Source organism: Citrobacter braakii (assembly GCF_009648935.1).
GTDB lineage: Bacteria > Pseudomonadota > Gammaproteobacteria > Enterobacterales > Enterobacteriaceae > Citrobacter > Citrobacter braakii.
In genome coordinates, this window is record NZ_CP045771.1 from 1,770,706 (window position 1) to 1,796,616 (window position 25,911).

Consider the following 25,911-nt stretch of genomic DNA (forward strand, 5'->3'; position numbering starts at 1 on the left):
ATCCCTACGCAGAGGAGAAGTAATAATGCTTCCCTTCGTCTGACTGGGCAAAGACCAGATACAGCTTACCTTGATGAATTCACCAGAAATGTATACATGCTGGGAATAATGATCATTGAAAGTTTGGGGGCTAACAGATGAGGAGTCAGTAACCGGAGGGGCAGGGATCTACTAACGGGAATGTTCAGACGGGATACGAAACGCAGGATGGTAATGTCTGAGCTGAGAGCAACCAAAAATCCCCGGCCCCAGAAAGCAAAAAACCAGCCCTAAGGCTGGTTTTTCTAAATAGTGGTGCCCGGACTCGGAATCGAACCAAGGACACGGGGATTTTCAATCCCCTGCTCTACCGACTGAGCTATCCGGGCAACGAGGCGCATTAAACCCGATTCGCTTCGCTTCGTCAACGAAATTTCTTCAAATCAATGCAGACTGCACAATCTATCACCACATTGCTGCTAATGCACGCATTCTCAGGCAAAAAATGCCGTCCAGGCGGCGGAAAGCGGCATTGCCAGCAGCAGGGCAGGAAGCATATTCACAACCGCAAACATTTTGATGCCGCAAATACGCAAACCGGTTGCCAGCAGCAATAGACCGCCTACGGCGCTGAAATCGGCCATCATAGCTGGCGTCGTCAGGGGTAAAATCAGTGCTGCACAGGTGGCAAGCGTTAACTGGATTGCCAGCATCGGCATGCAAATGGCGGATACCGCGATTCCCAGCGAACAGGCAAAAATGATGGCCGTGAAGAAATCCAAAAATGACTTGGCGATTAAAATATTCGGGTCGCCGGTCATCCCTTCATGTATCGCACCGAAGATCCCGGTACCGCTGGCGCAAAACAGCACAATGATAGCCACATAGCTTTGAATAAAGGATTCGTGCGTTACGTTGGCGTCCGAGCGGGTGAAAAGCTGCTGCGCTTTGGCTACCGCAGCATTGATCCCTTTTTCCAGATGACAAAACTCGCCAATTAACGCGCCGACGAGCGTTGCCAGAACCATCACCGGTAGATTGGCGCATTTGATAACCAGCAAGATACCAATCCCTAACGAGGCCAGCCCGAAAATAGAGGTCATGGAGACCCGAATGCGTTCTGGTATATGCTGGCTGAGCAGCGCGCCGAGAATGCCACCAAATAAAATGGCGCTGGCATTAATAAAGGGTCCGATTACCACATTTGCTCCTGCATACCCATCATCGTCTTGATACTAAAGGCAATTAGCTGGGTGAAATTATGTTTCAGATTGCATTATTATGCCGCAACTTTCAGACGAAATGCTTGCTTATCTGTAAGGTTTTCGCACAGGATTTTATCTTGCGCCTGTAAGTGAAAGGTGCCATGATTGCGCGAAATTTCTCCTGTCTGAATGGGGCTGCCTGGGATGATATTACTCCCCCTACATCGCCTTCAACATCGCCTTTTTGCGCGACGTTTGCCCCTTCCCGCGACTTATCTTTACGCTCCCACCATGCGGTGAGGGCAGCGCACGCTCACTGCAGGATAACAGTAAAATCAGAGGCTATCTGCTTTTACTGATGTCTGGCGGGCGGGGCTGGTAACCAGTTTGACCTGTCATTTCGTGGGCAAAGCCATGCGGCGTTGTCCGGGACTTTTGATTTTCCCGAAACGGGTTATTGCGCTTATGAAATCAATGAAAATTGCCGCCAGTAGTGAACTGGTTTCTCGTCTGTCCAGCCATCGTCAGGTGGTGTCGCTGGACAGTACCGATTTTACTGACGTTGCGGCAGTCGTCATTACCGTTGCGGACAGCCGCAGTGGGATCCTGGCTTTGCTGAAACGCACCGGTTTTCATCTACCTGTGTTTCTGTTCGCAGAGTCTGATGTTGATGTGCCTGCGGGCGTTAATGCGGTAATTCGCGGTCAGGCCCAGGACTGGCTGGAGCTGGAATCTGCTGCCTGTCAGTATGAGGAAGAGCTGCTGCCGCCGTTCTATGACACGCTTACCCAGTATGTCGAAATGGGGAACAGCACGTTTGCCTGCCCGGGACACCAACACGGTGAGTTTTTTAAGAAGCATCCTGCGGGCCGACATTTCTATGAGTTCTTTGGTGAGAATCTGTTTCGCGCGGATATGTGCAACGCTGACGTTAAGCTTGGCGATCTGTTGATTCATGAAGGATCAGCGAAACATGCGCAGAAATTTGCTGCGAAAGTTTTCCACGCGGATAAAACCTACTTTGTGCTGAATGGGACCTCTGCGGCCAATAAAGTGGTCACCAATGCGCTGCTGACGCGTGGCGATCTGGTGCTGTTTGACCGCAACAATCATAAATCGAACCACCACGGGGCGCTGATCCAGGCGGGTGCTACGCCGGTTTACCTGGAAGCGGCGCGTAATCCGTTTGGCTTTATTGGCGGCATTGATGAGCACTGCTTTGATGAGGGGTATCTGCGCCAGCAACTTCGAGAAGTTGCGCCGCAAAAGGCTGATCAACCGCGCCCGTTCCGTCTGGCGATCATTCAGTTGGGTACCTATGACGGTACGATCTACAACGCCCGACAGGTGATCGACAAGATCGGTCACCTGTGCGATTACATTCTGTTTGATTCCGCATGGGTCGGTTACGAGCAATTTATCCCGATGATGGCCGATGGGTCGCCGCTGCTGCTGGAGCTCAATGCTAACGATCCGGGGATTTTTGTCACTCAGTCGGTACACAAACAGCAGGCCGGATTCTCGCAAACCTCGCAGATCCATAAAAAGGATAACCATATTCGCGGCCAGGCGCGCTTCTGCCCGCATAAGCGTCTGAACAATGCGTTTATGCTGCATGCTTCCACCAGCCCGTTTTACCCGTTGTTTGCGGCGCTGGACGTTAACGCCAAAATCCATGAAGGCGAGAGCGGCCGTCGGCTATGGGCGGAATGTGTGACGCTGGGGATCGAGGCCCGCAAAGCGATTATTACCCGCTGTAAGCTGCTTCAACCGTTTATTCCTCCGATAGTGGATGGCAAACCGTGGGAAAGCTATCCGACACAGGTGATTGCCAGCGAGCGTCGCTTCTTTAGCTTTGAACCTGGTGCTAAATGGCATGGTTTTTCTGGATATGCACGCGACCAGTATTTTGTCGATCCCTGCAAACTGCTGTTAACCACTCCGGGCATTGATGCGCAAACCGGGCAATATACTGAGTTTGGTATTCCGGCGACGATTTTGGCGCATTATCTGCGTGAAAACGGTATCGTGCCGGAGAAATGCGACCTTAACTCGATTCTGTTCCTGCTGACCCCGGCAGAAAGCGCTGAGAAACTGGCGCAACTGGTCGCGATGCTGGCGCAGTTTGAACAGCATATTGAGGACGATACGCCGCTGGCAAACGTGCTGCCCACCGTCTTCAACAAGTATCCGGTACGTTACCGGGATTACACGCTGCGTGAACTGTGTCAGGAGATGCACTCACTGTACGTCAGCTTTGATGTGAAAGATCTGCAAAAAGCGATGTTCCGTCAGGAGAGTTTGCCTGCCGTGGCGATGAACCCACAGGATGCTAACAGCGCCTTTATCCGCGGTGATGTTGAACTGGTGCGTATTTGTGATGCCGCAGGTCGCATTGCGGCAGAAGGCGCGCTGCCTTATCCTCCGGGCGTACTGTGCGTGGTACCGGGCGAAGTATGGGGCGGGGCGGTGCAACGTTACTTCCTGGCATTGGAAGAGGGCATAAACCTGCTGCCGGGCTTCTCGCCGGAGCTGCAAGGGGTTTACAGTGAAACGGATGCAGACGGTATTAAACGTCTGTATGGATATGTTCTGAAGTAAGCGTCATCTGACCAAATAGGGCCACCATCAGGTGACCCTATTTAATCAATAAAGATTAGTGCGCGATAGTCTGGGCGCCTGCCGGAACGCGTACGTGTTTGTATTTAAACAGCGCAACGAAGGCAAAAGCCAGAACCAGCGAGTAACCTGCGAAGATCAGCCACACGGTCTGCCAATCGGTAATACCGTTCAGCGTATAGTGTTCAACTACTTTACCGCTCACCAGACCGCCCAGAATACAACCGAAGCCGTTGGTCATCATCAGGAACATGCCTTGTGCGCTGGCGCGGATTTCAGGGCGAACTTCTTTCTCTACAAACACGGAGCCAGAGATGTTGAAGAAGTCGAAGGCGCAGCCGTAAACAATCATCGACAGAACCAGCAGCACGGTACCAAACGGTGTTGGATCGCCGTAGGCAAACAGGCCGAAGCGCAGCATCCACGCCACGATACTGATAAGCATCACGTTCTTAATACCGTAACGGCTTAAGAAGAACGGGATGGTCAGGATAAACAGCGTCTCGGAGATCTGCGAAATCGACATCATCACCGACGCGTGTTCAACGATGAAGCTGCCGGAGAACAGCGGATTGTTATCGAAGCTGTGCAGGAAGGTATTACCGAACATATTGGTAATTTGCAGCTCTGCGCCCAGCATCATAGAGAAGATGAAGAAAATCGCCATCCGCTTGTTTTTAAACAACGCGAAGGCATCCAGGCCCAACATGGAAGACCAGCTCTGGTTTTTCTGCTGATTGGCGACCGGGATATGCGGCAGCGTCAGGGTGAACAGCGCCAATACGACGGACAGCGTCGCGCCGATATACAGCTGCATATGGCTCAGTTCAAAGCCGGAGAAGCTTACCGCCCACATCGCCAGAATAAAGCCGATGGTGCCCCAGATACGGATTGGCGGGAAGTCTGTAACAATATCCATCCCGGCTGATTGCAGGCGATAGTAAGAGATCGTGTTGATTAACCCCAACGTTGGCATATAGGCCAGGGAGTTAAGCAAGATCACAAAGAACATGGCGCCTGGCGTGGTAACTTCGGCTGCGGCGAACAGCGTTGCTGCGCCGACCAGGTGACAAATGGTGTACACCCATTTCGCACTGATCCATTTGTCAGCCACGATCCCTAACAGCGTAGGCATAAACACGGCGGCGATCCCCAGCGAGCTGTACACCGCGCCAATGGATGCACCATCAAATTTAAGGGTGACAAACATATAGGAGCCGAGGGTAGTGAGCCAACTACCCCATAAGCAGAACTGCAGAAACGAGAGAACTTTCAGCTGCAGCTTAAGATTCATGTTAATTTCCTCACACCGTAATGCGGATGAATGTTTTAAAAGGCACATTTGCCGTGGCTATATGATGTGATTCTATCAACGAGAGGCACTCTTTTTTTGTTACCTGTGACAAATATTTGCAAACAATTTCGGATTGCAAAGCAAAAGAGTGATGGAGTTAACGTTTTTCCCCCTTCAGGCCCCCGTTTTAGGGGGCAAGAGAGGGATACATTAGCGGCGACGATATGATTTTTGTGCGGAATTGACCTTGTAAAGATATCGGCGTGATTCAGCAGATGGGTGTCGGGTGGTCAGCGTTTGATAAACGTCCCCAGGGGACATACTGTTAATGATGTTTGCGGCCTGAATTTTATCGTTCGAGAACACGCGCAGCACGCTGCCCGCGCCGCCGTTATACGCGGTGATCACCGCATAGCGACGCGAGGTCGGATTATCAATGCCGCCCAAATAGACATTATTCAGCATTGCCAGATAGGCAGTACCGGTATCAATGTTGCTGGCCGGGTCAAACAAGAAGCTACGGCTTGGCGTGCCTGAGCGCCCCTGCGAACGGAACACATCTTTTCCGGCGCTGTGTTGTACCACCTGCATGAGTCCCAGCGCATCGGCATGGCTGACCGCATACGGGTTAAACGAGGATTCGGTTTGCATGATGGCCAGAATCAGCGACTCTTCGACGCCATACTTACGTGAAGCCTGACGTACCATGCCGACGTATTTATGCGCGCGCTTATCAAGGTGATTTGGGACCAGATTGATCGTCACGCTATAGATGATACGCAAGCCATTGCTGCGCTTTTTCAGTCGCGTTTGTAGCAGGTAGTTGGCAAAGTTGGTTGCACGTCCCTCCCAACGAATAGGCTGGCCGGTATTATCGACTACCTGCCCGTACAGGAACGGCTCTTTGGAAATCTTAATGTCGTCGACATCGGAATAGAGGTCGATAGAACCCGGATCATCGCCCATCAGCAACGTCTTGATAATCGCTAGACGCAGATGTCCGGCGGGATCTGTCCCGGCAATGGTCTCGACGGTTATCGTACCGTCATCAAAATTGATATGGCTGCGGGTTTGATACTGATCGGTATACTTTACGTAGTCCTTCGGACCCGCAATCAGCACTTCCTTAAATCCCCACAGATTCTCAATGTTATGGGCAAATTGCCCCATCAGAATATCAAAACCGTTGGTATCCTTGACCCAGGCTTCGTTATAGGAATCGCCTTTTTTGGTCGAACTGGAACAGGAGATGAGCAACGGCGCGATAACGGCAAGCGCGAGAAATTTTTTCATCATTCCGGGAGTGCGTGTTGTGTTTGTTGTTGTATCGTTTTGCCGGATGGCAGTGCAAGCACCCTATCCGGCCTACGAGATTGCCAGCAAGCGATGCTTATTTTTTTTCTTCAGGCGTATAGCCTTCAATATGCACATCCTTACCTTCAAACAGGAAGTTAATCATCTCCTGTTCCAGTAACTTACGGTGTTCAACGTTCATCATATTGAGTTTCTTCTCGTTAATCAGCATGGTTTGTTTATGCTGCCATTGCGCCCATGCTTCTTTAGAAATCTCGTTATAGATGCGTTTTCCCAGATCTCCCGGGTACAGCTGAAAATCCTGTCCTTCTGCTTCGCGTTGCAGGAAAGTGCAAAAAATCGTTCTGCTCATAAAAAATCCTCTTTATCGACCGGTACGTTAAACCTGTGTGCCGGCACGTAATTGCTGTAACAAACGCTCCACGGGGGCCGCCAGTCCGACCGACGGCGGTTGCGCTAAGTTATACCAGAGCGCGTTGCCTTCATCCATGCATGAGGTGAATGAGGACACGGGAAGCCACATAGGCACAATATCTAAGTGGAAATGGCTAAAGGTATGGCGAAACGCATTAAGTTGGGTCAGATTATCTGCGTTAATTTGCCGTTGCGCCAGCCAGTCGCGTAGCCCATCCTCATCATCAAACTGCGGAAAACAGTATAAGCCACCCCATAAGCCGCTGGGTGGTCGCTGCGCGAGCAACACCTCGTTTTCATGCTGCATCAGTAAAAAATAGCCCGTCCGTTCTGGTAATGTCTGTTTGGGCTTTTTACCCGGATACAGCGCCCAGCTTGCATCGGCGCTCGCCACACAGCCATTTTCCAACGGACACAGGGAACATTTGGGTTTTGAGCGCGTACAGACCATGGCGCCTAAATCCATCATCGCCTGATTAAACCGCTCCACCCCATGGGCTGGCGTAACCTGCTCGCTCAATTCCCACAGTTTCTTTTCGACCTCTTTTTTACCCGGCCAGCCGCTTACAGCATAACAGCGAGCCAGCACTCGTTTGACGTTACCGTCAAGAATCGGAAAATGCTGACCCAGGGAGAGAGAAAGGATCGCGCCTGCAGTTGAACGTCCGACGCCTGGCAGGGCGGCCACTTCATCAAAGGTTTGCGGGAATGAGCCGCCGTGCAGCGTCACAACCTGTTGCGCGGCTTTATGCAGATTACGCGCTCGGGCGTAATAGCCCAGCCCGGTCCATAAATGCAGGACTTCATCCAGCGGCGCATGGGCTAAATCCGTTACCGTTGGGAAGCGCGCCATAAAGCGCTCAAAGTAGGGGATAACGGTCGCAACCTGAGTTTGTTGCAGCATCACCTCAGAGAGCCATACTTTGTAAGGCGTCTTATCAATTTGCCAGGGCAGCGTTTTCCGCCCGTATTTGTCGTACCAGCTCAAAACCTGAGCCGAGAATTGAGACGCTTGCATGATTACCGTTTCATTATTGCCGGGGGCAAGATTGCAGCACAGCGGCAACGGGGTGTAAACCGGAACTTTCCGCTGCTCACTTTCTTCCTTTACTTGCATCCGGCAACTAACTTTGGATAATGCCCGTTTTCAGAACTCAAACACAGCAGACTAAACTTTTATGAAGAACGACGTCATTTCACCGGAATTTGATGAAAACGGCCGCCCGTTGCGCCGGATTCGTAGTTTTGTTCGTCGCCAGGGGCGACTGACGAAAGGGCAGGAACACGCGCTGGAAAACTACTGGCCGGTGATGGGCGTTGAGTTCAGCGAAGAACCTGTGGATTTCGCTGCGCTGTTTGGTCGCGATGCGCCAGTCACGCTTGAAATTGGCTTTGGTATGGGGGCTTCGCTGGTGGCGATGGCGAAAGCGCGTCCGGAGCAAAATTTCCTCGGCATTGAGGTTCACTCACCGGGCGTTGGCGCGTGTCTGGCTTCAGCCCATGAAGAGGGCGTCGAGAACCTGCGTGTCATGTGCCATGATGCCGTCGAAGTCCTGCATAAAATGATTCCTGACAATTCTTTATCTATGGTTCAGCTGTTTTTCCCTGACCCGTGGCATAAAGCACGTCATAATAAACGCCGTATCGTTCAGGTACCGTTTGCTGAGCATATCTTAAGCAAGCTGAAGCTGGGCGGCGTGTTCCACATGGCAACCGACTGGGAAGCCTATGCGGAGCACATGCTTGAAGTGATGTCCTCGATTGACGGGTATAAAAACCAGTCAGAGAGTAACGATTACGTACCGCGCCCGGAATCGCGCCCGGTAACCAAATTTGAACAACGTGGTCATCGTCTTGGCCACGGTGTATGGGACTTAATGTTCGAGAGGGTGAAATAATGGCAAAGAACCGTAGCCGTCGTCTGCGTAAAAAAATGCACATCGACGAATTCCAGGAAGTAGGATTTTCGGTTGCATGGCGTTTCCCGGAAGGTACATCTGGAGAGCAGGTCGATCAAATCGTTGATGATTTTATCAATGAAGTTATCGAACCGAACAAGCTGGCCTTTGACGGCAGCGGCTATCTGGCCTGGGAAGGTCTGATCTGTCTGCAGGAAATCGGCAAATGCACCGAAGAACATCAGGCTATCGTGCGTAAGTGGCTGGAAGAGCGCAAACTCGAAGAAGTGCGCACCAGCGAACTTTTCGATATTTGGTGGGACTAAGTAGCAAAGGGTCGGCAAATGCCGGCCCAATTTGTATTGAGGGAAAGATATGATGCGCAAAACGCTGCTGGCGGCAGTCCTAACGTTCACGGCGATGGCCGCACATGCTGATTATCAGTGCAGCGTCACCCCGCGTGACGATGTGATTTTGAGTCCACAAACGGTACAGGTGAAGGGTGAGAACGGCAACCTGGTCATTACCCAGGCCGGTGATGTCACCTTTAACGGTAAACAGTACAACCTGAACGCCGCGCAGCGTGAGCAGGCTAAAGATTATCAGGCGGCGTTGCGTAGCAGCCTGCCGTGGATTGACGAAGGTGCCAGAGCGCGCGTGGAGAAAGGTCGCGTGGCGCTGGATAAAATCATCGCCAAAGAGGTCGGCGAAAGCAGCAACATGCGTGGCCGCTTAACTAAGCTGGATGCGCAATTGAAAGAGCAGATGAACCGCATTATTGAGCATCGCACTGACGGCCTGACCTTCCATTATAAGGCGATTGATCAGGTTCGCGCGGATGGACAACAGCTGGTCAATCAGGCGATGGGCGGTATTTTGCAGGACAGCATCAACGAGATGGGGGCGAAAGCCGTGCTCAAGGGCGGTGGTAATCCGCTGCAGGGCGTGCTCGGAAGCCTCGGAGGTTTGCAAACCTCAATTCAGAACGAATGGAAGAATCAGGAACAAGACTTCCAGCAGTTTGGCAAAGATGTCTGCGCCCGCGTCGTGACGCTGGAAAATGATCGTAAGACGCTGGTTAGCAATCTGAAATAATCTTCACCTCTTTTTAACGGCACAGAAACATTCTGTGCCGTTTTATTTTGTATTTTTCTGTTTTTTTGATATCCATCTCTAAGAATAACAATTTGATGGAGATATAAATCTGGTTAATTGGATGGCGTCACATTATTCATCTGTAAGATAGACATAATGCTGCAAATTCAAGTAACTGGAGAAATAACATGGAGTTTTTCAAGAGAACGGCACTTGCCGCACTGGTTATGGGTTTCAGCGGCGCGGCGCTTGCACTGCCAAACATCACTATTTTAGCTACCGGCGGGACGATTGCCGGCGGTGGTGACTCCGCAACAAAATCTAACTACACGGCAGGCAAAGTCGGCGTTGAAAATTTGGTTGATGCCGTACCTCAGTTGAAAGATATCGCCGTTGTGAAAGGCGAGCAGGTGGTAAACATCGGCTCCCAGGATATGAATGACGAAGTCTGGCTAACGCTGGCGAAAAAGATTAATACCGAGTGTGATAAAACTGACGGCTTCGTGGTAACACATGGTACGGATACCATGGAAGAAACCGCCTATTTCCTCGATCTCACCGTCAAGTGCAACAAGCCGGTGGTGCTGGTCGGCGCAATGCGTCCGTCTACAGGTATGAGCGCTGATGGCCCGTTCAACCTGTATAACGCCGTGGTAACCGCCGCAGACAAAGCCTCTGCCAACCGTGGTGTGCTGGTGGTGATGAACGACACCGTTATGGATGGTCGCGACGTGACCAAAACTAACACAACGGATGTCGCTACTTTCAAATCCGTTAACTATGGTCCGCTGGGTTATATCCATAACGGTAAAATCGACTACCAGCGTACGCCTGCGCGAAAACACACCACATCCACGCCGTTCGATGTATCTAAGCTGACCGAGCTGCCGAAAGTTGGGATTGTTTACAACTACGCTAACGCCTCCGATCTGCCAGCCAAAGCATTGGTAGACGCGGGTTACGCCGGGATCGTCAGTGCGGGTGTAGGTAACGGTAACCTGTATAAAACCATTTTCGATACGCTGGCAACTGCCGCGCATAAAGGTACCGTTGTGGTGCGTTCATCCCGTGTACCAACGGGCGCCACCACCCAGGATGCTGAAGTTGATGATGCGAAATACGGATTTGTGGCGTCAGGCTCTCTGAACCCGCAAAAAGCGCGTGTTCTGCTGCAACTGGCTCTGACCCAAACCAAGGATCCTAAGCAGATCCAGGAAATGTTTAATCAGTATTAATGGCATAAAAAATGCCCCTACCGTAGCGTTGGGGCATTCTCCAGAAGCAGTTACTCTTCGTATTTACATCAACCCCAGCATCTGTGGAATAAACAGAGAGATCTGTGGAATGTATACGATCATCATCAGTGCAACCAGCAATGCGGCGTAAAACGGCAGCAGGGGTTTGATCAATTGCTGGATCTTCACGCCAGAAATCGAACAGCCTACAAACAATGCACTTCCTACCGGCGGTGTCAGCAGACCAATGCACAGGTTGGAGACCATCATGATGCCGAAATGTACCGGATCCATACCTAACTCTTGAGCGATTGGCAAGAAAATGGGGGTAAAGATCAGGACTGCCGGTGTCATATCCATAAAGATCCCAACAACCAGTAGTACAATATTGATTAACAGTAGGATGATCAGTGGATTATCGGAAATACCCATTAATGTGTCACTGATCATGTAGGGAATATCGGCATTGGTCATCGCCCAGGACATGCCGACAGAGAAGCCGATCAGTAACAGTACGATAGAGGTCATCACGACTGATTCCAGGATCAGCTTTGGTAAATCGCGCCATTTTACTTCCCGGTAAATCAGCACCGAGAGAATGAAGGTGTAGACGACCGCAATCGCTGAGGCTTCTGTTGCGGTAAAGATCCCACCTAAAATACCCCCCATCACAATGATGACCAGTAACAGACTCGGTAGCGCATCCAGAAGTGCTTTTACTGCCTGTGCGCAGGTTGGTCTTTCCGACAGGGGATAACCACGGCGTTTGGCGATAATGGCGCATACCACCATGATCGAAAGCCCCATCAGGATCCCTGGTAAATAACCCGCCATAAACAACGAAGCAACTGAAACACCGCCAGCAGTAAGAGAAAATACAATTAACACATTTGATGGTGGAATTAACAGCCCGGTAATGCAGGAGGAAACGTTAACGGCTGTCGAGAAGGTTGGGTCGTATCCTTGCTTTGTCTGAATAGGATTAAGCGTACCGCCAACGGCTGCAGCAGCGGCAACGGCAGAGCCGGATATCGAACCAAACATCATGTTTGCCAGCACGTTGACATGACCAAGTGAGCCGGGAACTCGCCCAACCATCACTTGCGCCAGGTTAATTAGCCGGATGGCGATCCCACCGCTGTTCATCAGCGTACCTGCGAAAATGAAAAACGGGATCGCCAATAGGGCAAAATTATCTAATCCGTTTGCCAGACGTTGAGAGACAGTGATAACGGCAACATCCCAAGGAAACATCAGCAGCATTGAGGCTACAGTGGCGATACCGATAGAGAACGAAATAGGTACGCCAATGAACACCAGGACAAAGAAGCAGCCAAACAGGGTTAGTGCGATATAGCCTTCCATCAAATTACTCCCTGCGAAGATTGTTTCAGTTGCTGAATATTTTTGTGAATAAACCACAGGGCATAGAACATCATGACTGCGCCGCTTAGCGGCAGGATGATATACACGTAACCCATTGGAATTTGCATGGCCGCAGAAACTTGCACCGTTGCCAGCGTTTTATTAATCAGCTTGATACCGCCGGTAACGATGACTGAACCTGCAAAGCCAAAAATCAGCAGATTAATGAATAAGCTCAATAACGCCTGTTTACGTTTATTAATCGACATGAACAGTAGATCGATAGACAGGTGGCGCTGGGCGCCTACGGTATAGGCTGCACCTAATAATCCGACCCAGATCATTAAGAAGCGTGCCAGTTCGTCAGTTAAGGTGCTGGGCTGATTGAGCACGTAGCGGCTAAAAACTTGCCAGACTACGCACACTACCAGCGCAATCATTACGATGACCGAAAATGCGGCAATGACGCGGTCTACCGCAAGCTTAAGGCGGTTAAATATCATGGTGAGTTTCCTGGTGAAACAGGGCCAATCAATGGCCCAAAGGGTTATTGTACTGCGTCTTCAAACTTCGCCAGCAGGGCTGCATGTTTTGGGTCTTTTTTGAAGTCATCAAACAGCGGTTGAACAGCGGCGCGGAAAGGGGCTTTATCAACTTTGATAATCTCGCCACCCATAGCTTTTGCTTGAGCGCGGGTATCAGCATCGATTTTATCCCACAACTTTTGTTGATAAGCCTCGGAATTTTTAGCCGCTTGACGAAGGATCAGTTGTTGCTCCGGGGTCAGCTTATTCCATGTTTTGGTTGAGATAACGAGAAAATCTGGAATAGAGGCGTGCTCATCTTCGGAGAAGACTTTAGCTATTTCGATATGACGTGTTTGCACCCACGATGGAACGTTATTCTCTGCGCCATCCACTACACCTTGTTGCATAGCGGTATAAACCTCACCGAAGGAAATAGGGGTCGGCGATCCGCCCATCAGTTCAACCATTTTAATGGTTGTGGGGCTGGGTTGAACGCGGACTTTCAGACCTTTCAGATCCTCTGGTTTGGTAATAGGTTTTTTGGCATAAAAACTACGCGTGCCGGCAACGTAAGCAGATAACGCAAAGAATCCCTTTTCTTTTGTGGATTCCATAATGTCTTTACCTACCTCACCAAATACAACGTTATTGAAATGGTTTTGATCTTTAAATAAGAAAGGTAAATTATAAATGGCATAAATATTATCAAATGACTCTAAATCACTGGCAGAACCTTTTGTCATATCCAACGCGCCATTTTGTAACAACTCCATCGTTTCTCGGGCATTACCCATTTGGCTACTGGGATATATACGTACAATCATTTTACCGTCGGAGAGTTGTTTTACCTCTTTGGCCATTTCTTCGAAAGCTTGGTGAACCACATGGCTACGTTCAAGGTTGTGTGCCAGTTTGAGAGTCACTTTTTCAGCAGCATATGCGCCAGTGCTAAGTAGCGCCAACAAGGACGCACAGACTAGCGAGCGGGAAAAGGTTTTGATTTTCATAAGTAAGCTCCGTGCTTTAAGGTACAGTAATTGGTTGACATCTGATGATGTTTCACCTTTTTCTGTATGATAAATTAATATAGTTGTCAGACATCTATCCACTATATAGATCACATACCTTTTGCATGGCAGCAGTTTGATCTTATTTTGTGCGCTGTGTTCAATATATTTATGTTGGTGAAGAGGCTATTTAAAATGAATAAAATAATTAATATGGTTATTGTCAATAAATGACGTGTATTGTACTCGGTTTTTCCGAGTACAATATTTAGAGGAATTTGTAGAAGAAAATGCGCCGACAGGCGCACAGAGATTACTCCGCCAGAAACAGCTCCAGCAGAGAATTCAAAAATAGCTTACCGTGTTGGGTAATCTGCCAGTATTCATCGCATTCACTCAGATAGCCCTGGGCAATGGCCTCATCGATCTGTCGACGAATAACGTCTTCGGTAAGCCCGGTATATTGCGTGAACTCCGCGCGAGGCGCGGCTTCCAGCAGCCGGAAACGGTTCATAAAGAACTCAAACGGCTTATCGGCCTCGGCGACATCTCGCTGGCTTTCCAGATAACGTCCTTGCATGTATCCGCGCGGATGTCGCGTTTTGGTCGTGCGCAGGATGCGACCGTCTGGGAAAGTGACTTTGCCGTGCGCGCCGCAACCAATGCCTAAGTAGTCGCCAAAACGCCAGTAATTTAGGTTGTGCTGACACTGATAACCCGGTCTGGCGTAGGCTGAGGTTTCGTACTGCTGATACCCCGCGGCGGTCAGCAACTGGTGGCCTTGCTCAAAAATATCCCACAGCGCGTCGTCGTCCGGTAATACCGGTGGTCGGGACCCGAACAGCGTATTCGGCTCGATGGTCAACTGATACCAGGAAAGATGCGGCGGGTTGAGCGCGATGGCCTGCTGTAAATCGCTCAGCGCCTCTTCCAGCGTCTGATCCGGTAAACCGTGCATCAGGTCGAGGTTAAAGCTGCGTAGTCCCAGACCGCTCGCCAGGTGCGCTGCACGTTTGGCTTCTTCCGGCCCGTGAATACGTCCCAGACGTTCGAGTTTGGCGGAGCTAAAGCTCTGTACACCAATGGAGATACGGTTTACGCCAGCACGTTGATAATCCACAAAGCGATCGGCTTCCACCGTACCGGGATTCGCCTCCATCGTGATTTCTGCATCTGCGGCGAGATTCAGCCGTGCGCGCACGCCGTCGAGCAGCGTTTGCATTGCCGGGCCAGAAAGCAGGCTCGGCGTACCACCACCGATAAAAATCGTCTTTACCTCGCGGCCCTGGGCGTGGACCACCTCAGAATCCAGATCGCTCAGCAGATGCTGCACATAGTCGTCATGAGGGACTTCTCCTTTAAGCGCATGCGAGTTGAAGTCGCAGTATGGGCATTTCTGCACGCACCACGGGATGTGAATGTAAAGACTTAACGGCGGAAGCTTAACCATTACGCAGGGCATCCAGCAGCAGCTTCAGCGCTTGTCCGCGGTGAGAAATCGCGCTCTTTTCTTCGCGGGTCAGTTCGGCGGCGGTTTTCCCTTCAGACGGCACAAAGAAGATTGGGTCGTAGCCAAAACCACCGTTTCCGGCAGGTTCACGGGCAATAACGCCCGGCCAGCGTCCGTGGCAAACCACAGGTGTTGGATCGTCTGCATGGCGCATATACACCAGCACGCAGTGGAATTGTGCCTGGCGCTTGTCATCAGGAACATCCTGCAGGGTGTGGAGCAGTTTTTCCAGGTTCTGCTGATCGGTTGCATCTTCGCCGGAATAGCGGGCTGAATAGATGCCCGGCGCGCCGCCAAGGGCATTTACCGCCAGACCGGAGTCATCAGCAATGGCGGGTAAACCGGTAATTTGCGCGGCATGACGTGCCTTCAGAATGGCGTTCTCAATAAACGTCAGCCCGGTTTCTTCTGCAGAATCAACACCCAGATCCGTTTGGGCAACAACATCAAGACCGAAATCACTCAGAAGAGAGGCGAGTTCACGCACTTTACCGGCGTTGCCGGTCGCGAGGACAACTTTTTGCATGGGATACCTAATCAGTTAGCGCCGCAATTTCGGGCGGGATCTGTTGCGGATGAATGATTTTAACCTGTTTGTGACGACCAAGCTCGCCCTTCTCAATGACGACCTGGCTTTTTGCCACACGGAACTGTTTGCCGAGAAACTTCACCAGATGGCTATTGGCTTGCCCATCAACCGGTGGGGCGGTAATGGCGACTTTTAGCTCGTCGCCATGTAAACCTACAATACTGTCACGGCTGGCTTTAGGCTGAATGTAGAGCCGTAAAACCAGACCGTCATCGCAGGGGGTAACGGCACTCATAGCGCCATCCACAGCCCCGGCAGCAGCATGTTACCTGTCGCCTGTAACACTTCTGCGATGCCCATGTTAATGACATACAGCAGCAGAACCAGGATCATTGGCGAGAAATCGATCCCGCCCATGCCTGGAAGTAAGCGACGAATAGGACGCAACAGCGGATCCGCCAGTTGAATCAGCACGTACTCCACAGGGCTGCGGCCCTGGCTGACCCAGCTCATAATCGCCATCACCAGCAAAACCCAGAAAATCAGCAGTCCGATGGTCTTCAGGACAATCAGCACGGCGGCGATCCAGATGATCGGCTGGAACGTAACCACCTTAAACAGCACGATGGCCTTGATAAAGCTCAGAACGAGCGCAACTAATGCCGATGCGCTGTCAATTGGCCCCATCGGGGGAATGATACGGCGTAACGGCCCAATAATGGGCTGAGTGATTTTCACAATAAACTGCGAGAACGGGTTGTAGAAATCGCAGCGAGACCATTGCATCCACACGCGCAGCAGCAGCGCCATGGTATACAGCTCAATTACCGTTGAGAGCAGGAAGGTCAACGTATTCATGGTGTTCCTTAGTTTTCCTTATTTTTTAGTGTAATCACGAGCACCAAAAATGGCAGTGCCGATGCGCACCATCGTGCTACCCGCCGCAATGGCGGCATCCATATCATCAGACATCCCCAGTGAGAGCGTGTCGATACTTGGGTAACGTGTTTTCAACCCGGCAAATGCTACCGCCATTTGCTGTGCAACTTCAAACTGCCTTACATAATCTGACTCTGGCGCCGGAATCGCCATCAGACCACGCAGGGTAATGCGTGGCAGCGCGGCGACTTCAGCGGCCAGTGCATCAAGCTCTGCAAGCGGAATACCTGACTTACTGTTCTCATCGCTGATATTAATCTGAATCAACACATTGAGCGGCGGCAGTTCCGCAGGGCGCTGTTCGCTCAGACGGGCAGCGATACGCAGACGATCAATTGTATGGCACCAGTCAAAATGTTCAGCGACCAGACGACTTTTGTTCGACTGCAGCGGGCCGATAAAGTGCCACTGCAGATCGTTAACGCCTTTTTCCTGAAAGTAGCGGATCTTATCCACCCCTTCCTGGACATAGTTTTCACCGAAGGCACGCTGCCCTGCGGTCATGGCTTCTTCGATGGCGCTCGCAGGTTTGGTTTTGCTGACCGCAAGCAACATAACTTCTTCTGAAGACCGCCCGCAACGCGTCGCGGCGGCTGAGATTTTGTCCCGGACATGTGCCAGGTTATGCGCGATATCGTTCATTTTCCGAGGATGTTCATATGAATATGGAAGAAATAGTGGCCCTTAGTGTAAAGCATAACGTGTCGGATCTACACCTGTGCAATGCATGGCCCGCGCGCTGGCGCATAGGTGGAAAAGTCGAAATAGCACCATTTACTACGCCTGGGAAGGCTGCAGATAGGCTGAGTATAAAAATGTGAGTCTGTAGGAGGACGTAAACAGATTTAACTGACAGGATTTTCAATTCGTTTTATTCAGCTCCAGTTTGCGCCAGTGTAAATATTCTACAGTTATAAAATTTGGGATGATATTTATTTCTAATAAAGCAAAAACATTAGATAATTGGTAAGGTAAATATTATAACTTCATTTATTATTAAGCAGTAATACACATCGAAAATACAGATTACGGGCATATTTGCGATGTCAATAAATAGAGTTGGAAGCATTTAATGTTCAAGGTGATGGTTCGCTTTGTGATATTTCATACTCTTCGTTTATAAATGAGGTTTTGCAAATGTGGAATAAAGAAGCCGCTGTAAATTTTGTTAGGAATAATGCTCATGCGCACTCTACAGGTTATTGTGCCAGGGCAGTAACAGCAGCAATCGAACATGGAGGCGTATCCTTGCATCATGATAATGCTAAAAATATGGGGAAATATTTAGTATTGGCTGGTTTTCGTGAAGTATATGGCAATCCTATTAAAGGTGATGTTGCTATAATTCAACCATATACTGGAGGAAATACAGCAGGGCACATGGCGATTTTTGATGGACATTACTGGTGGTCAGATTTCAAACAGGAACATGGCGTGTATCCCGGACCTGGTTATCGTAAAAATCAGCCCTCGTATAAACTCTATAGGCATAACTGATGAAACGATTGATATTATTTACTTTTCTATTCTCATCGTTTGCTATGGCAGGAATAATACCTGCTGATACTCAGGCATTAAGATTCAATGCCTGGTATATCAAGCAGATTGCTCATAATATCATCCCAGTTGCAGATGATCCGACGGCATTAGAGCCTTATGTTATTATTGATACATTGAATAAATTAAAGCAAGCTTATAGAAGCAATGAGCTTGAAGAGGATTATTTTCTAAAAGTTCAGGATTTTGCCGATGAAGACTGGAGTAAGCATATTAGTATTGATCTAATTATAGCTGATCCTATTTGTACCAATGTCTATTTGACATTTGGAACAGGTGAGTCATCTCAAAAAGTTATTGACTGCATGGTAGAAGAAAAAGGTGTATGGAAAATCAAGAGCGTGACTACTCGCTATTAGTCGTTGTTTTCACCAATTGAAAATAATCCTGCGACGATGGCTTCTTCGATGGCGCTCGCAGGTTTGGTTTTGCTGACTGCAAGCAACATAACTTCTTCTGAAGACCGCCCGCAACGCGTCGCGGCGGCTGAGATTTTGTCCCGGACATGTGCCAGGTTATGCGCGATATCGTTCATTTTCCGAGGATGTTCATATGAATATGGAAGAAATAGTGGCCCTTAGTGTAAAGCATAACGTGTCGGATCTACACCTGTGCAATGCATGGCCTGCGCGCTGGCGCATAGGTGGAAAAGTCGAAATAGCACCATTTACTCCCCCTGACGTGGAGAATCTGCTGATGTGCTGGCTCAGTGAGCAACAACAGGTACAGTGGCGGGAACAGGGGCAGATTGATTTTGCCCTTACGCTGGCGGACTCCCGGCGTCTACGCGCCAGCGCATTTGCTCATCAGCAGGGAACCTCGCTGGCGCTAAGATTGCTACCGCTTGAATGTCCTCGTTTAGACGATCTTCAGACCCCCGAGGCCATACCTAAACTGCTGCACGGTGAAAATGGATTAGTTCTGGTCACTGGAGCCACCGGCAGCGGTAAATCAACTACCCTGGCGGCGATGGTGGAGTACCTTAATCAACATATTGCGGGGCACATTCTGACGCTGGAAGATCCGATTGAATATCGCTACACCAGCCAACGTTGTCTTATTCAACAGCGGGAGGTGGGCGTACACTGCGCTTCTTTTGCTGCCGGTTTGCGCGGCGCGTTACGCGAAGATCCCGACGTTATTTTGCTGGGCGAGCTGCGCGACGTGGAAACTATTCGTTTGGCCTTAACGGCAGCGGAGACCGGGCATCTGGTGTTGGCAACCTTACATACGCGAGGGGCGGCGCAGGCCATCGCGCGGCTGGTGGACACCTTTCCCGCTCAGGAGAAAGATCCGGTGCGTAACCAGCTGGCAGACAGCCTGCGGGCGGTACTTTCGCAAAAGTTGGAGGAAGATAAGCAGGGAGGACGCGTGGCGCTATTCGAACTGCTCGTCAACACGCCCGCCGTGGGTAATTTGATCCGCGAAGGGAAAACGCATCAGCTACCCGGTGTGATTCAAACCGGGCAGCAGACAGGTATGCAGACGTTTGCACAAAGTCAGCAGCAGCGCCAGGCGCAGGGGCGACTTTAGTAGCCCTGCTCGAAATAGCTTTCAAGGATAATAACGGCAGAAGCGGAATCTACTTTGCCTTTATTCAACGCCCGGTATCCGCCTTGCTCAAACAGGCCTGAGCGGGCTTCGACGGTGCTCAAACGTTCATCGTGCAGCGTTACGGTTACGCCAAAGCGACCGTGAATGCGGTTAGCGAATTTGCGCGCGCGCGCAGTAAGGGGTTGTTCGGTGCCATCCATGTTGAGCGGCAGGCCGACAATGATTTCGTCCGGCTGCCACTCTTTTAGCAGGCGTTCAATCAAACTCCAGTCTGGCGTACCGTCCTGTGCTTTGATGGCGGGCAAGGGTCTCGCCGTACCGGTAATGCGTTGACCAACCGCGACGCCGATACTTTTCGTACCAAAATCAAAAGAGAGTAATGTTCCGCTCATCAGGCGTGTCCCGCCACGCCAGGCATGGTCTGAATATCAATCCCGATAAGCTTCGCCGCATCGCGCCAGCGGTCGGCAATCGGCGTTTTAAATAAGATGTTGAGGTCTGCGGGAGCAGTGAGCCAGGCGTTATCCAGTAGCTCTTGTTCCAGTTGACCTTTTTCCCATGATGAATAGCCCAGCGCAACCAGCACTTCAGATGGCTGCTCCTGCGTACCCAGGGTTTCAAGTACATCGCGGGAGGTGGTGATGATAGTGTTATCTGAAATGCGAATACTGGAGGCAAAGCGTGACGGCGGGGTGTGTAGAATAAATCCACGGTCTTCCGCCAGTGGGCCGCCGAGCATCACCGGTTTGTCCAGACGAATGGCAGGATCGCGTGCTTCTGGAGTAATCTTCAGCTTTTCCAGAATCCCTTCAATTTGTAAGTTTTCCAGAGGCTTATTGACGATAATCCCCATTGCTCCGTTCTCATTGTGTTCACAGATATACACCACGGAACGGCGGAAAATCGGATCCTGGAGAGCAGGCATGGCAATTAGAAAGTGATGCTGTAAATTCATTGTCAGAGGTTCTGTTTCCTGGTTCAAAAAAGCAACAGAGCCCAGTATGTGGGCAAAGCGCGAAGATGTCACCCTCTGAAGATAGCTTTGCCGGATGGCGGCTTCGCCTTATCCGGCCTACGGGGTGCAAATGTAGGCCGGATAAGACGCGAAGGCATCGCCATCCGGCAACTTATTTATTTCTGCAAACGTGCCTCGATGGCGTCCATCAGCATACCGGTAATCGAAACCGGGAACTCCGCTTCAATTTCACGAATACAGGTTGGGCTGGTGACGTTAATTTCCGTCAGACGGTCGCCAATGATATCCAGACCGACAAAAATCAAACCTTTTGCTTTCAGCGTTGGCCCAATGCGACGTGCAATTTCCCAGTCGCTGTCGGTTAATGGACGCGGCTCGCCACGACCGCCGGCTGCCAGGTTGCCACGGGTTTCGCCGCCTTGTGGAATACGCGCCAGGCAGTACGGAACGGGTTCGCCATCGACCACCAGCACGCGTTTATCGCCGTCTTTAATTGCCGGCAGATAGTTCTGCGCCATGCAATAACGGGTACCGTGCTCGGTCAGCGTTTCGGCAATAACGCCAAGGTTCGGATCGCCTTCCTTGACGCGGAAAATAGATGCGCCGCCCATGCCGTCCAGCGGTTTGAGAATGATGTCGCTGTGTTTTTGCCAGAAGGCTTTCAGCTGCGCTTTGTTACGCGTGACCAGCGTTTCCGGCGTCAGGTCGGCAAACCATGCGGTGAACAGCTTCTCGTTACAATCGCGCAGGCTCTGCGGTTTGTTGACGATTAGCGTCCCTTTCTCCTCTGCACGTTCCAGAATATAGGTTGCGTAGATGAACTCGGTATCAAACGGCGGATCCTTACGCATCAGAATGACGTCCAGATCTGCCAGCGGGAGATCCTGCTCGCTATTGAACTCATACCATTTGTCGTAGTTCTGCTCTACGCTCAGGGTACGCGTACGGGCGCGGGCTTCACCGTTGATCAGATAGAGATCGGCCATTTCCATATAATGAATTTCGTAACCGCGACGTTGCGCTTCCAGCAGCATAGCGAAGCTGGAATCTTTCTTGATGTTGATGCTTGCGATGGGATCCATCACGATGCCGAGCTTGATCATTGTTCTTCTCCGTTAGCCCAGATCGCCAAAACGCACCTGTAGCGCGGTGATGGCGGTGAGCGCAGTTGTCTCAGTACGCAGAACGCGAGGTCCTAACAGAATATCAGTAAACTGATACCGTGCGGTCATGGCAATTTCATCTGCCGACAGCCCACCTTCGGGGCCAATCAGCAAGCGGATGCGTTCCACCGGGAGCGGCAGCGTATTGATGCTGGCGCTGGCGCGGGGATGCAGGTTCAGTTTCAGACCTTCATCCTGTTCGGCGCACCACGCTTCCAGATCCATCGCCGGGCGAATTTCAGGCACCCGATTACGACCGCACTGTTCGCAGGCGGCAATGGCGATTTTCTGCCACTGCTGGAGCTTCTTGTTCAGGCGTTCGCTGTCCAGTTTAACGCCGCAGCGCTCAGAAAAAAGTGGCGTAATGAGGCTTACACCCAGTTCAATCGATTTTTGGATAGTAAATTCCATTTTTTCACCCCGCGACATCACCTGGCCCAGGTGGATGTGCAGCGGCGATTCTCGATCGTCGAGTTCAGCGTTAAGCACCTTCACGTCCACGCTTTTCTTACTGGCGTGGGTGATTTCGGCGTCGAATACCTGATTGCTGCCATCAAACAGCTGTAGCGCCTGGCCAGGCCCCATACGCAGCACGCGGCCGATATGGTTGGCTGCATCTTCACACAGTGAAATTTGGCTGCCGGAAGTGAGTGGCTCAGGGTGATAAATGCGAGGAATGCGCATAGTTAAACATCCGCGTCATGGCCCTGGGCTGCAAAAGGCCAGGGCATGGTTAAAAAATATTGCTGCTAGTGTAGGTTAGCTCTTTTGCGCCTGGCAAGCGCGTTGCACATAGGGGTTATGGTTCCCCTGTACCTTCGCAATGCGTTCGTCGCGCTCACACTCCCAATCGGTGACCGGATACTGCTTATTCCAGGCATTAAAAAGCTGAGTTTGCTGGCGGGAGAGCGTCAGGTTGTATTGGTCGCGCATGTAAAAATAGGTACGCGCGATGGCGCCACGGGCGCGGGCTGGCGGCTCGGCAACTTTCTCTTTGAAGTCAACCTTCATGGTGCATTGTCCATATTGGCCTTCGCCACCGTTCCACTGGCTGTACATAAAGTTTGCGCGATCGCCATTGACCTCACCCACCGCGGGCTGCAGGTTATGCATATCGCTTTCCATTTTGCGATAGACCGGATCTTTAGCGCAGTTTTTACGCCCTCCGTCCTGCCAGCACTGGCGCTGATGACCAAATTGCCAGGCGGGGACCACGTGTTCCCATTCAATTCGACTGGCGCGGTTTTCATTTTTTCGCACTTTATAGCCGCAGGATTCGAGGTCAACGACCCCTTTTTTTCCTTGCCAGTTAATTTTACATCCGCAATAGAAATCGCCTGGCGCATCGGCGTTAACTTTAACGCCTGCTGCTTTTGCCTGAGAAAAACTGTTGATGCCTTCGGCTAAAACCGAGCCTGAAAACGCAGCGGCTAACAAGGCCGCAGCAAAAGAAAGATTACGGTACATCACGAACTCCGTGTCAAAACGAGCCCGCAACGTAGCGAAAGTCATTCCTGTATGCAATCAGTTAGATCAGAAAAGTTCCTGATAATTCTGAAGATTATTCTGCAACCAACGGTTCACCGCAGTGAACGCAGCGGTAGGTGGCTTCGCCGCGTACAACGCGGTTATGGCGGCGGACGGTCAGTTGGTGTTCCTGACACTTACAGCGGTATGTAAAGGTCTTACGCTGCACGGATTGCAGCTCAAACTGATGCGTGCGCCGGGCCGGTACGCCCAGCACGCTCTCCATCATCCATTTCCACTCTTTCCCGTGCGGCGGTACTCGGCCAAAGTGTTTCCACACCAGTAGATGCGCCAGTTCATGGGGCACCACTTCGTTAACGAACGCGTCAACATTCTCCATCAGCAAAACTGGATTAAGACGAATTTCGTAGGTTTGTAGCCACGCGGTACCCGCGGCGGTTCCGCGCTGTTGGTAAACCAGCTTTGGTTCCGGGTATTGGCGTTCGAGCTTGAGATTGGCCTGAGCGAGTTTTTCCCGCAGGCTGCGCATAACGGCTTGCTGGATGGCGATCGGGAGACGGGAGGTTTTCATAACGCCAGAGGATAGTGCGACAGGGAAGGGACTGCAAGAGGAAGGCTCCCTCCCACGGGGGAGGAAGCCTAACGAGATTAGTCGTGTGCGCCAATTTCGCGCAGTTTACGACCTTTCATCAGGTTACGTTCAATGTGTTCCAGAGAGACGTTTTTAGTTTCAGGGATCAGCCACAGGGTCAGGAAGATGAACAGTACGTTCAGGCCACCGTAGACCCAGAAGGTGTTGGCGCTGCCCAGCGAGTTCAGCATCGTCAGGAAGGTTGCGCCGACAATCATGTTGGCAATCCAGTTAGTTGCGGTAGAGCAGGTGATGCCGAAATCGCGACCTTTCAGCGGCTGGATTTCAGAGCACAGTACCCAAATCAGCGGACCGGCGCTCATCGCAAAGCCAACGATAAACATTAGCAGCATCAGGACAGCGAAGTATTGTGCGGCTGGCGAGTGAATACCCACGTGCATCATTGTACCCAGCACGCCCATACCGACGGCCATGACGATAAAGCCGAGGATCAGCGTAGGTTTACGGCCCCAGCGGTCAACCAGGCCAATGGCGATAAAGGTTGCCAGCACGTTGGTCAGACCGACAATAACGGTCCCCCACATCTGTTCGGTGGTGTTGGTGTAACCCGCCAGCTCAAAGATTTTTGGCGCGTAATACATAATGACGTTCATCCCGGTGAACTGCTGCATCACCTGTAACAGGACGCCAAGGAATACCGCGCGGCGGAAGTTGCTGTTTTCTTTAAACAGCGCCCAGCCGCTCTGCTTCACTTGCAGGCTTTCACGAATTTCATCCAGCTCGCGTTTAGCTTCAGCGCTGGTGTCACGCAGACGCAACAGAACGCGTTCGGCATCGACAAAACGACGTTTAGCCGCAAACCAACGCGGGCTGTCCGGCAGGAAGATGACGCCAACCAGCAGTAACAGGGCAGGGATGATGATCACGCCCAGCATCCAGCGCCATGCACCGCTGTAGCTAAACGCCGTATCGGAAAGATACGCACCTAAAATACCGATGGTGATCATTAACTGATACATAGAAATCATGCTGCCGCGAATTTTTTCCGGGGCGATTTCGGACAAGTACAACGGTGCGGTATAAGACGCAACGCCGACTGCCAGGCCGAGCAGCACGCGGGAAACCAGCAGCACTTCAACGTTTGGCGCTGCGGCGGAGAACAGCGAACCGGCAACAAACAGGATTGCGCCGATCATCAGGCTTTTTTTACGCCCCAGCTTGAAGGAGAGCCAACCGCTGCCGACGGCGCCCACTGCCGCACCAAACATCATGGAACTCACCACCCATTCCTGAGTGTGTGGGGTAATTTGGAACTCGTCGGTGATGAATGGTAAAGCACCGGCAATAACACCGATATCCAGGCCAAAAAGTAATCCAGCCAGGGCTGCCAGGAAGCAGACAAAAAATGTCATGGCTCTGTTGGAATGCCCCGTTTTTTTATTGTCAGGCATGATGCCCTCCGTTGGGTAGCTAGTTTTGTTGATGTTAAGGGTAGGTGAGTACGGGGTAAAAAAATGCGAATCACATCACATTAGTGTAATCGGTTACACTGGCATTCATGTGGATTATTGTTTAATGAGTTGAAAGTTAACATTATTTATTATTATAGAGTAAAGTTGATTGGCTGATTTTAAGACAATGCTGAAATATG

Annotated in this window: 28 protein-coding genes, 1 tRNA gene and 2 pseudogenes; 9 read left to right on the forward strand and 22 right to left on the reverse strand. The window is 51.0% G+C overall.

Features of this window, described 5'->3' with window-relative positions:
* Positions 1-292: 292 nt before the first annotated feature.
* Both GFC06_RS08285 and GFC06_RS08290 read right to left on the reverse strand, forming a co-directional pair.
* Positions 293-368 (reverse strand) — tRNA-Phe (locus tag GFC06_RS08285).
* Positions 369-473: 105 nt separating this feature from the next.
* Positions 474-1,181, reverse strand: a complete 708-nt coding sequence (locus tag GFC06_RS08290; protein ID WP_047357842.1) for a DUF554 domain-containing protein — start codon at positions 1,179-1,181, stop codon at positions 474-476.
* A gap of 468 nt (positions 1,182-1,649) precedes the next feature.
* Here GFC06_RS08290 and GFC06_RS08295 point away from each other — a divergent pair, with 468 nt between their 5' ends.
* Positions 1,650-3,785: an ornithine decarboxylase gene (locus GFC06_RS08295; RefSeq protein ID WP_153690028.1), complete on the forward strand. Its 2,136-nt coding sequence runs from the start codon at positions 1,650-1,652 to the stop codon at positions 3,783-3,785.
* Positions 3,786-3,840: 55 nt separating this feature from the next.
* On the opposite strand, the gene GFC06_RS08300 is transcribed toward GFC06_RS08295, so the two are convergent.
* The 4 genes from GFC06_RS08300 to mutY form a co-directional block, all read right to left on the reverse strand.
* A complete protein-coding gene (locus tag GFC06_RS08300) occupies positions 3,841-5,097 on the reverse strand; it encodes a nucleoside permease (RefSeq protein ID WP_016157449.1) in 1,257 nt (418 codons plus the stop codon).
* A 210-nt stretch (positions 5,098-5,307) separates the two neighbouring features.
* A complete protein-coding gene (gene mltC / locus GFC06_RS08305) occupies positions 5,308-6,393 on the reverse strand; it encodes a membrane-bound lytic murein transglycosylase MltC (RefSeq protein WP_049040265.1) in 1,086 nt (361 codons plus the stop codon).
* A gap of 94 nt (positions 6,394-6,487) precedes the next feature.
* Positions 6,488-6,763, reverse strand: a complete 276-nt coding sequence (locus GFC06_RS08310; protein WP_016154409.1) for an oxidative damage protection protein — start codon at positions 6,761-6,763, stop codon at positions 6,488-6,490.
* A 27-nt stretch (positions 6,764-6,790) separates the two neighbouring features.
* Positions 6,791-7,843, reverse strand: coding sequence for an A/G-specific adenine glycosylase (gene mutY, locus GFC06_RS08315; RefSeq protein ID WP_153690029.1), 1,053 nt, complete (start codon positions 7,841-7,843; stop codon positions 6,791-6,793).
* A gap of 160 nt (positions 7,844-8,003) precedes the next feature.
* Between mutY and trmB the strand changes: the two genes are divergently transcribed.
* From trmB to ansB, 4 genes are all read left to right on the forward strand, one after another.
* On the forward strand, positions 8,004-8,723 hold the full coding sequence (trmB, locus tag GFC06_RS08320) for a tRNA (guanosine(46)-N7)-methyltransferase TrmB (protein ID WP_016154407.1): 720 nt from the start codon (positions 8,004-8,006) through the stop codon (positions 8,721-8,723).
* Positions 8,723-9,049 carry a YggL family protein gene (locus GFC06_RS08325; protein ID WP_019077661.1) on the forward strand — a complete coding sequence of 109 codons (327 nt, stop codon included), beginning with the start codon at positions 8,723-8,725 and terminating at the stop codon, positions 9,047-9,049. The genes trmB and GFC06_RS08325 overlap by 1 nt, the downstream gene beginning before the upstream one ends.
* 49 nt (positions 9,050-9,098) lie before the next feature.
* Positions 9,099-9,818: a YggN family protein gene (locus GFC06_RS08330; RefSeq protein ID WP_016154405.1), complete on the forward strand. Its 720-nt coding sequence runs from the start codon at positions 9,099-9,101 to the stop codon at positions 9,816-9,818.
* 188 nt (positions 9,819-10,006) lie between these two features.
* Positions 10,007-11,053 (forward strand): L-asparaginase 2, encoded by a 1,047-nt coding sequence (gene ansB / locus GFC06_RS08335; protein ID WP_016154404.1) that lies wholly within the window; start codon positions 10,007-10,009, stop codon positions 11,051-11,053.
* Positions 11,054-11,116: 63 nt separating this feature from the next.
* Here ansB and GFC06_RS08340 read toward each other — a convergent pair whose 3' ends face one another.
* The 8 genes from GFC06_RS08340 to GFC06_RS08375 all read right to left on the reverse strand — a co-directional run bounded on the left by GFC06_RS08340 (position 11,117) and on the right by GFC06_RS08375 (position 17,572).
* Positions 11,117-12,418 carry a TRAP transporter large permease gene (locus GFC06_RS08340; protein ID WP_047499276.1) on the reverse strand — a complete coding sequence of 434 codons (1,302 nt, stop codon included), beginning with the start codon at positions 12,416-12,418 and terminating at the stop codon, positions 11,117-11,119.
* Entirely contained in the window at positions 12,418-12,921 is a 504-nt protein-coding gene (locus GFC06_RS08345; protein WP_047499278.1) for a TRAP transporter small permease, read from the reverse strand. Before GFC06_RS08345 ends, GFC06_RS08340 begins: the two co-directional genes overlap by 1 nt.
* A 44-nt stretch (positions 12,922-12,965) precedes the next feature.
* Positions 12,966-13,952, reverse strand: coding sequence for a TRAP transporter substrate-binding protein (locus GFC06_RS08350; protein WP_047499280.1), 987 nt, complete (start codon positions 13,950-13,952; stop codon positions 12,966-12,968).
* A 313-nt stretch (positions 13,953-14,265) separates the two neighbouring features.
* The gene (gene hemW, locus GFC06_RS08355; protein WP_103766649.1) at positions 14,266-15,402 is read right to left on the reverse strand and encodes a radical SAM family heme chaperone HemW; all 1,137 of its coding nucleotides are present in this window, start codon (positions 15,400-15,402) and stop codon (positions 14,266-14,268) included.
* Complete coding sequence (locus tag GFC06_RS08360; protein WP_016154402.1) at positions 15,395-15,988, reverse strand: XTP/dITP diphosphatase; 594 nt, start codon at positions 15,986-15,988, stop codon at positions 15,395-15,397. The genes hemW and GFC06_RS08360 overlap by 8 nt, the downstream gene beginning before the upstream one ends.
* A gap of 7 nt (positions 15,989-15,995) precedes the next feature.
* A complete protein-coding gene (yggU, locus tag GFC06_RS08365) occupies positions 15,996-16,286 on the reverse strand; it encodes a DUF167 family protein YggU (RefSeq protein ID WP_005123286.1) in 291 nt (96 codons plus the stop codon).
* The gene (locus tag GFC06_RS08370; RefSeq protein WP_016154401.1) at positions 16,283-16,849 is read right to left on the reverse strand and encodes a YggT family protein; all 567 of its coding nucleotides are present in this window, start codon (positions 16,847-16,849) and stop codon (positions 16,283-16,285) included. Before GFC06_RS08370 ends, yggU begins: the two co-directional genes overlap by 4 nt.
* An 18-nt stretch (positions 16,850-16,867) precedes the next feature.
* Positions 16,868-17,572 carry a YggS family pyridoxal phosphate-dependent enzyme gene (locus tag GFC06_RS08375; RefSeq protein WP_016154400.1) on the reverse strand — a complete coding sequence of 235 codons (705 nt, stop codon included), beginning with the start codon at positions 17,570-17,572 and terminating at the stop codon, positions 16,868-16,870.
* A 17-nt stretch (positions 17,573-17,589) separates the two neighbouring features.
* Here GFC06_RS08375 and GFC06_RS23235 point away from each other — a divergent pair.
* The 3 genes and pseudogenes from GFC06_RS23235 to GFC06_RS08385 all read left to right on the forward strand — a co-directional run.
* Positions 17,590-17,715 (forward strand): annotated as a pseudogene (locus GFC06_RS23235) (type IV pili twitching motility protein PilT); the annotation flags it as partial.
* 274 nt (positions 17,716-17,989) lie between these two features.
* Entirely contained in the window at positions 17,990-18,427 is a 438-nt protein-coding gene (locus tag GFC06_RS08380) for a hypothetical protein (protein WP_373365346.1), read from the forward strand.
* Positions 18,427-18,846, forward strand: a complete 420-nt coding sequence (locus GFC06_RS08385; protein ID WP_049281521.1) for a DUF3828 domain-containing protein — start codon at positions 18,427-18,429, stop codon at positions 18,844-18,846. Before GFC06_RS08380 ends, GFC06_RS08385 begins: the two co-directional genes overlap by 1 nt.
* A gap of 5 nt (positions 18,847-18,851) precedes the next feature.
* Here GFC06_RS08385 and GFC06_RS08390 read toward each other — a convergent pair.
* Positions 18,852-19,022 (reverse strand): annotated as a pseudogene (locus GFC06_RS08390) (YggS family pyridoxal phosphate enzyme); the annotation flags it as partial.
* A 17-nt stretch (positions 19,023-19,039) separates the two neighbouring features.
* On the opposite strand from GFC06_RS08390, the gene GFC06_RS08395 reads away from it, so the two are divergent.
* Entirely contained in the window at positions 19,040-20,020 is a 981-nt protein-coding gene (locus GFC06_RS08395) for a type IV pilus twitching motility protein PilT (RefSeq protein WP_103766651.1), read from the forward strand.
* Here the strand turns inward: GFC06_RS08395 and ruvX are convergent.
* From ruvX to galP, 7 genes are all read right to left on the reverse strand, one after another.
* Positions 20,017-20,433, reverse strand: coding sequence for a Holliday junction resolvase RuvX (gene ruvX, locus GFC06_RS08400; RefSeq protein WP_003825428.1), 417 nt, complete (start codon positions 20,431-20,433; stop codon positions 20,017-20,019). The genes GFC06_RS08395 and ruvX overlap by 4 nt on opposite strands.
* Positions 20,433-20,996 (reverse strand): YqgE/AlgH family protein, encoded by a 564-nt coding sequence (locus GFC06_RS08405; RefSeq protein ID WP_016154395.1) that lies wholly within the window; start codon positions 20,994-20,996, stop codon positions 20,433-20,435. Before GFC06_RS08405 ends, ruvX begins: the two co-directional genes overlap by 1 nt.
* Before the next feature lie 176 nt (positions 20,997-21,172).
* Entirely contained in the window at positions 21,173-22,120 is a 948-nt protein-coding gene (gene gshB / locus GFC06_RS08410) for a glutathione synthase (RefSeq protein ID WP_016154394.1), read from the reverse strand.
* A 12-nt stretch (positions 22,121-22,132) separates the two neighbouring features.
* Complete coding sequence (gene rsmE, locus GFC06_RS08415) at positions 22,133-22,864, reverse strand: 16S rRNA (uracil(1498)-N(3))-methyltransferase (RefSeq protein ID WP_016154393.1); 732 nt, start codon at positions 22,862-22,864, stop codon at positions 22,133-22,135.
* 75 nt (positions 22,865-22,939) lie between these two features.
* Complete coding sequence (endA, locus tag GFC06_RS08420) at positions 22,940-23,647, reverse strand: deoxyribonuclease I (RefSeq protein WP_016154392.1); 708 nt, start codon at positions 23,645-23,647, stop codon at positions 22,940-22,942.
* Positions 23,648-23,741: 94 nt separating this feature from the next.
* Positions 23,742-24,239, reverse strand: coding sequence for a SprT family zinc-dependent metalloprotease (locus tag GFC06_RS08425; protein ID WP_016157438.1), 498 nt, complete (start codon positions 24,237-24,239; stop codon positions 23,742-23,744).
* A 77-nt stretch (positions 24,240-24,316) separates the two neighbouring features.
* Positions 24,317-25,711: a galactose/proton symporter gene (galP, locus tag GFC06_RS08430; RefSeq protein WP_153690030.1), complete on the reverse strand. Its 1,395-nt coding sequence runs from the start codon at positions 25,709-25,711 to the stop codon at positions 24,317-24,319.
* Between the last annotated feature and the right edge of the window lie 200 nt (positions 25,712-25,911).

What these genes read in the sequence shown, in the direction of transcription:
- GFC06_RS08300 (WP_016157449.1), bottom strand. Translation starts at nt 5,097, where the DNA reads ATGAATCTTAAGCTGCAGCTGAAAGTTCTCTCGTTTCTGCAGTTCTGC.
- GFC06_RS08330 (WP_016154405.1), top strand. Translation starts at nt 9,099, where the DNA reads ATGATGCGCAAAACGCTGCTGGCGGCAGTCCTAACGTTCACGGCGATG.
- galP (WP_153690030.1), bottom strand. Translation starts at nt 25,711, where the DNA reads ATGCCTGACAATAAAAAAACGGGGCATTCCAACAGAGCCATGACATTT.
- GFC06_RS08395 (WP_103766651.1), top strand. Translation starts at nt 19,040, where the DNA reads ATGAATATGGAAGAAATAGTGGCCCTTAGTGTAAAGCATAACGTGTCG.
- GFC06_RS08425 (WP_016157438.1), bottom strand. Translation starts at nt 24,239, where the DNA reads ATGAAAACCTCCCGTCTCCCGATCGCCATCCAGCAAGCCGTTATGCGC.
- yggU (WP_005123286.1), bottom strand. Translation starts at nt 16,286, where the DNA reads ATGAGTGCCGTTACCCCCTGCGATGACGGTCTGGTTTTACGGCTCTAC.
- mltC (WP_049040265.1), bottom strand. Translation starts at nt 6,393, where the DNA reads ATGATGAAAAAATTTCTCGCGCTTGCCGTTATCGCGCCGTTGCTCATC.
- rsmE (WP_016154393.1), bottom strand. Translation starts at nt 22,864, where the DNA reads ATGCGCATTCCTCGCATTTATCACCCTGAGCCACTCACTTCCGGCAGC.
- ruvX (WP_003825428.1), bottom strand. Translation starts at nt 20,433, where the DNA reads ATGAGCGGAACATTACTCTCTTTTGATTTTGGTACGAAAAGTATCGGC.
- GFC06_RS08360 (WP_016154402.1), bottom strand. Translation starts at nt 15,988, where the DNA reads ATGCAAAAAGTTGTCCTCGCGACCGGCAACGCCGGTAAAGTGCGTGAA.
- GFC06_RS08325 (WP_019077661.1), top strand. Translation starts at nt 8,723, where the DNA reads ATGGCAAAGAACCGTAGCCGTCGTCTGCGTAAAAAAATGCACATCGAC.
- GFC06_RS08405 (WP_016154395.1), bottom strand. Translation starts at nt 20,996, where the DNA reads ATGAATTTACAGCATCACTTTCTAATTGCCATGCCTGCTCTCCAGGAT.
- ansB (WP_016154404.1), top strand. Translation starts at nt 10,007, where the DNA reads ATGGAGTTTTTCAAGAGAACGGCACTTGCCGCACTGGTTATGGGTTTC.
- GFC06_RS08370 (WP_016154401.1), bottom strand. Translation starts at nt 16,849, where the DNA reads ATGAATACGTTGACCTTCCTGCTCTCAACGGTAATTGAGCTGTATACC.
- GFC06_RS08350 (WP_047499280.1), bottom strand. Translation starts at nt 13,952, where the DNA reads ATGAAAATCAAAACCTTTTCCCGCTCGCTAGTCTGTGCGTCCTTGTTG.
- endA (WP_016154392.1), bottom strand. Translation starts at nt 23,647, where the DNA reads ATGTACCGTAATCTTTCTTTTGCTGCGGCCTTGTTAGCCGCTGCGTTT.
- hemW (WP_103766649.1), bottom strand. Translation starts at nt 15,402, where the DNA reads ATGGTTAAGCTTCCGCCGTTAAGTCTTTACATTCACATCCCGTGGTGC.
- GFC06_RS08375 (WP_016154400.1), bottom strand. Translation starts at nt 17,572, where the DNA reads ATGAACGATATCGCGCATAACCTGGCACATGTCCGGGACAAAATCTCA.
- GFC06_RS08310 (WP_016154409.1), bottom strand. Translation starts at nt 6,763, where the DNA reads ATGAGCAGAACGATTTTTTGCACTTTCCTGCAACGCGAAGCAGAAGGA.
- GFC06_RS08340 (WP_047499276.1), bottom strand. Translation starts at nt 12,418, where the DNA reads ATGGAAGGCTATATCGCACTAACCCTGTTTGGCTGCTTCTTTGTCCTG.
- GFC06_RS08345 (WP_047499278.1), bottom strand. Translation starts at nt 12,921, where the DNA reads ATGATATTTAACCGCCTTAAGCTTGCGGTAGACCGCGTCATTGCCGCA.
- gshB (WP_016154394.1), bottom strand. Translation starts at nt 22,120, where the DNA reads ATGATCAAGCTCGGCATCGTGATGGATCCCATCGCAAGCATCAACATC.
- mutY (WP_153690029.1), bottom strand. Translation starts at nt 7,843, where the DNA reads ATGCAAGCGTCTCAATTCTCGGCTCAGGTTTTGAGCTGGTACGACAAA.
- trmB (WP_016154407.1), top strand. Translation starts at nt 8,004, where the DNA reads ATGAAGAACGACGTCATTTCACCGGAATTTGATGAAAACGGCCGCCCG.
- GFC06_RS08295 (WP_153690028.1), top strand. Translation starts at nt 1,650, where the DNA reads ATGAAATCAATGAAAATTGCCGCCAGTAGTGAACTGGTTTCTCGTCTG.
- GFC06_RS08385 (WP_049281521.1), top strand. Translation starts at nt 18,427, where the DNA reads ATGAAACGATTGATATTATTTACTTTTCTATTCTCATCGTTTGCTATG.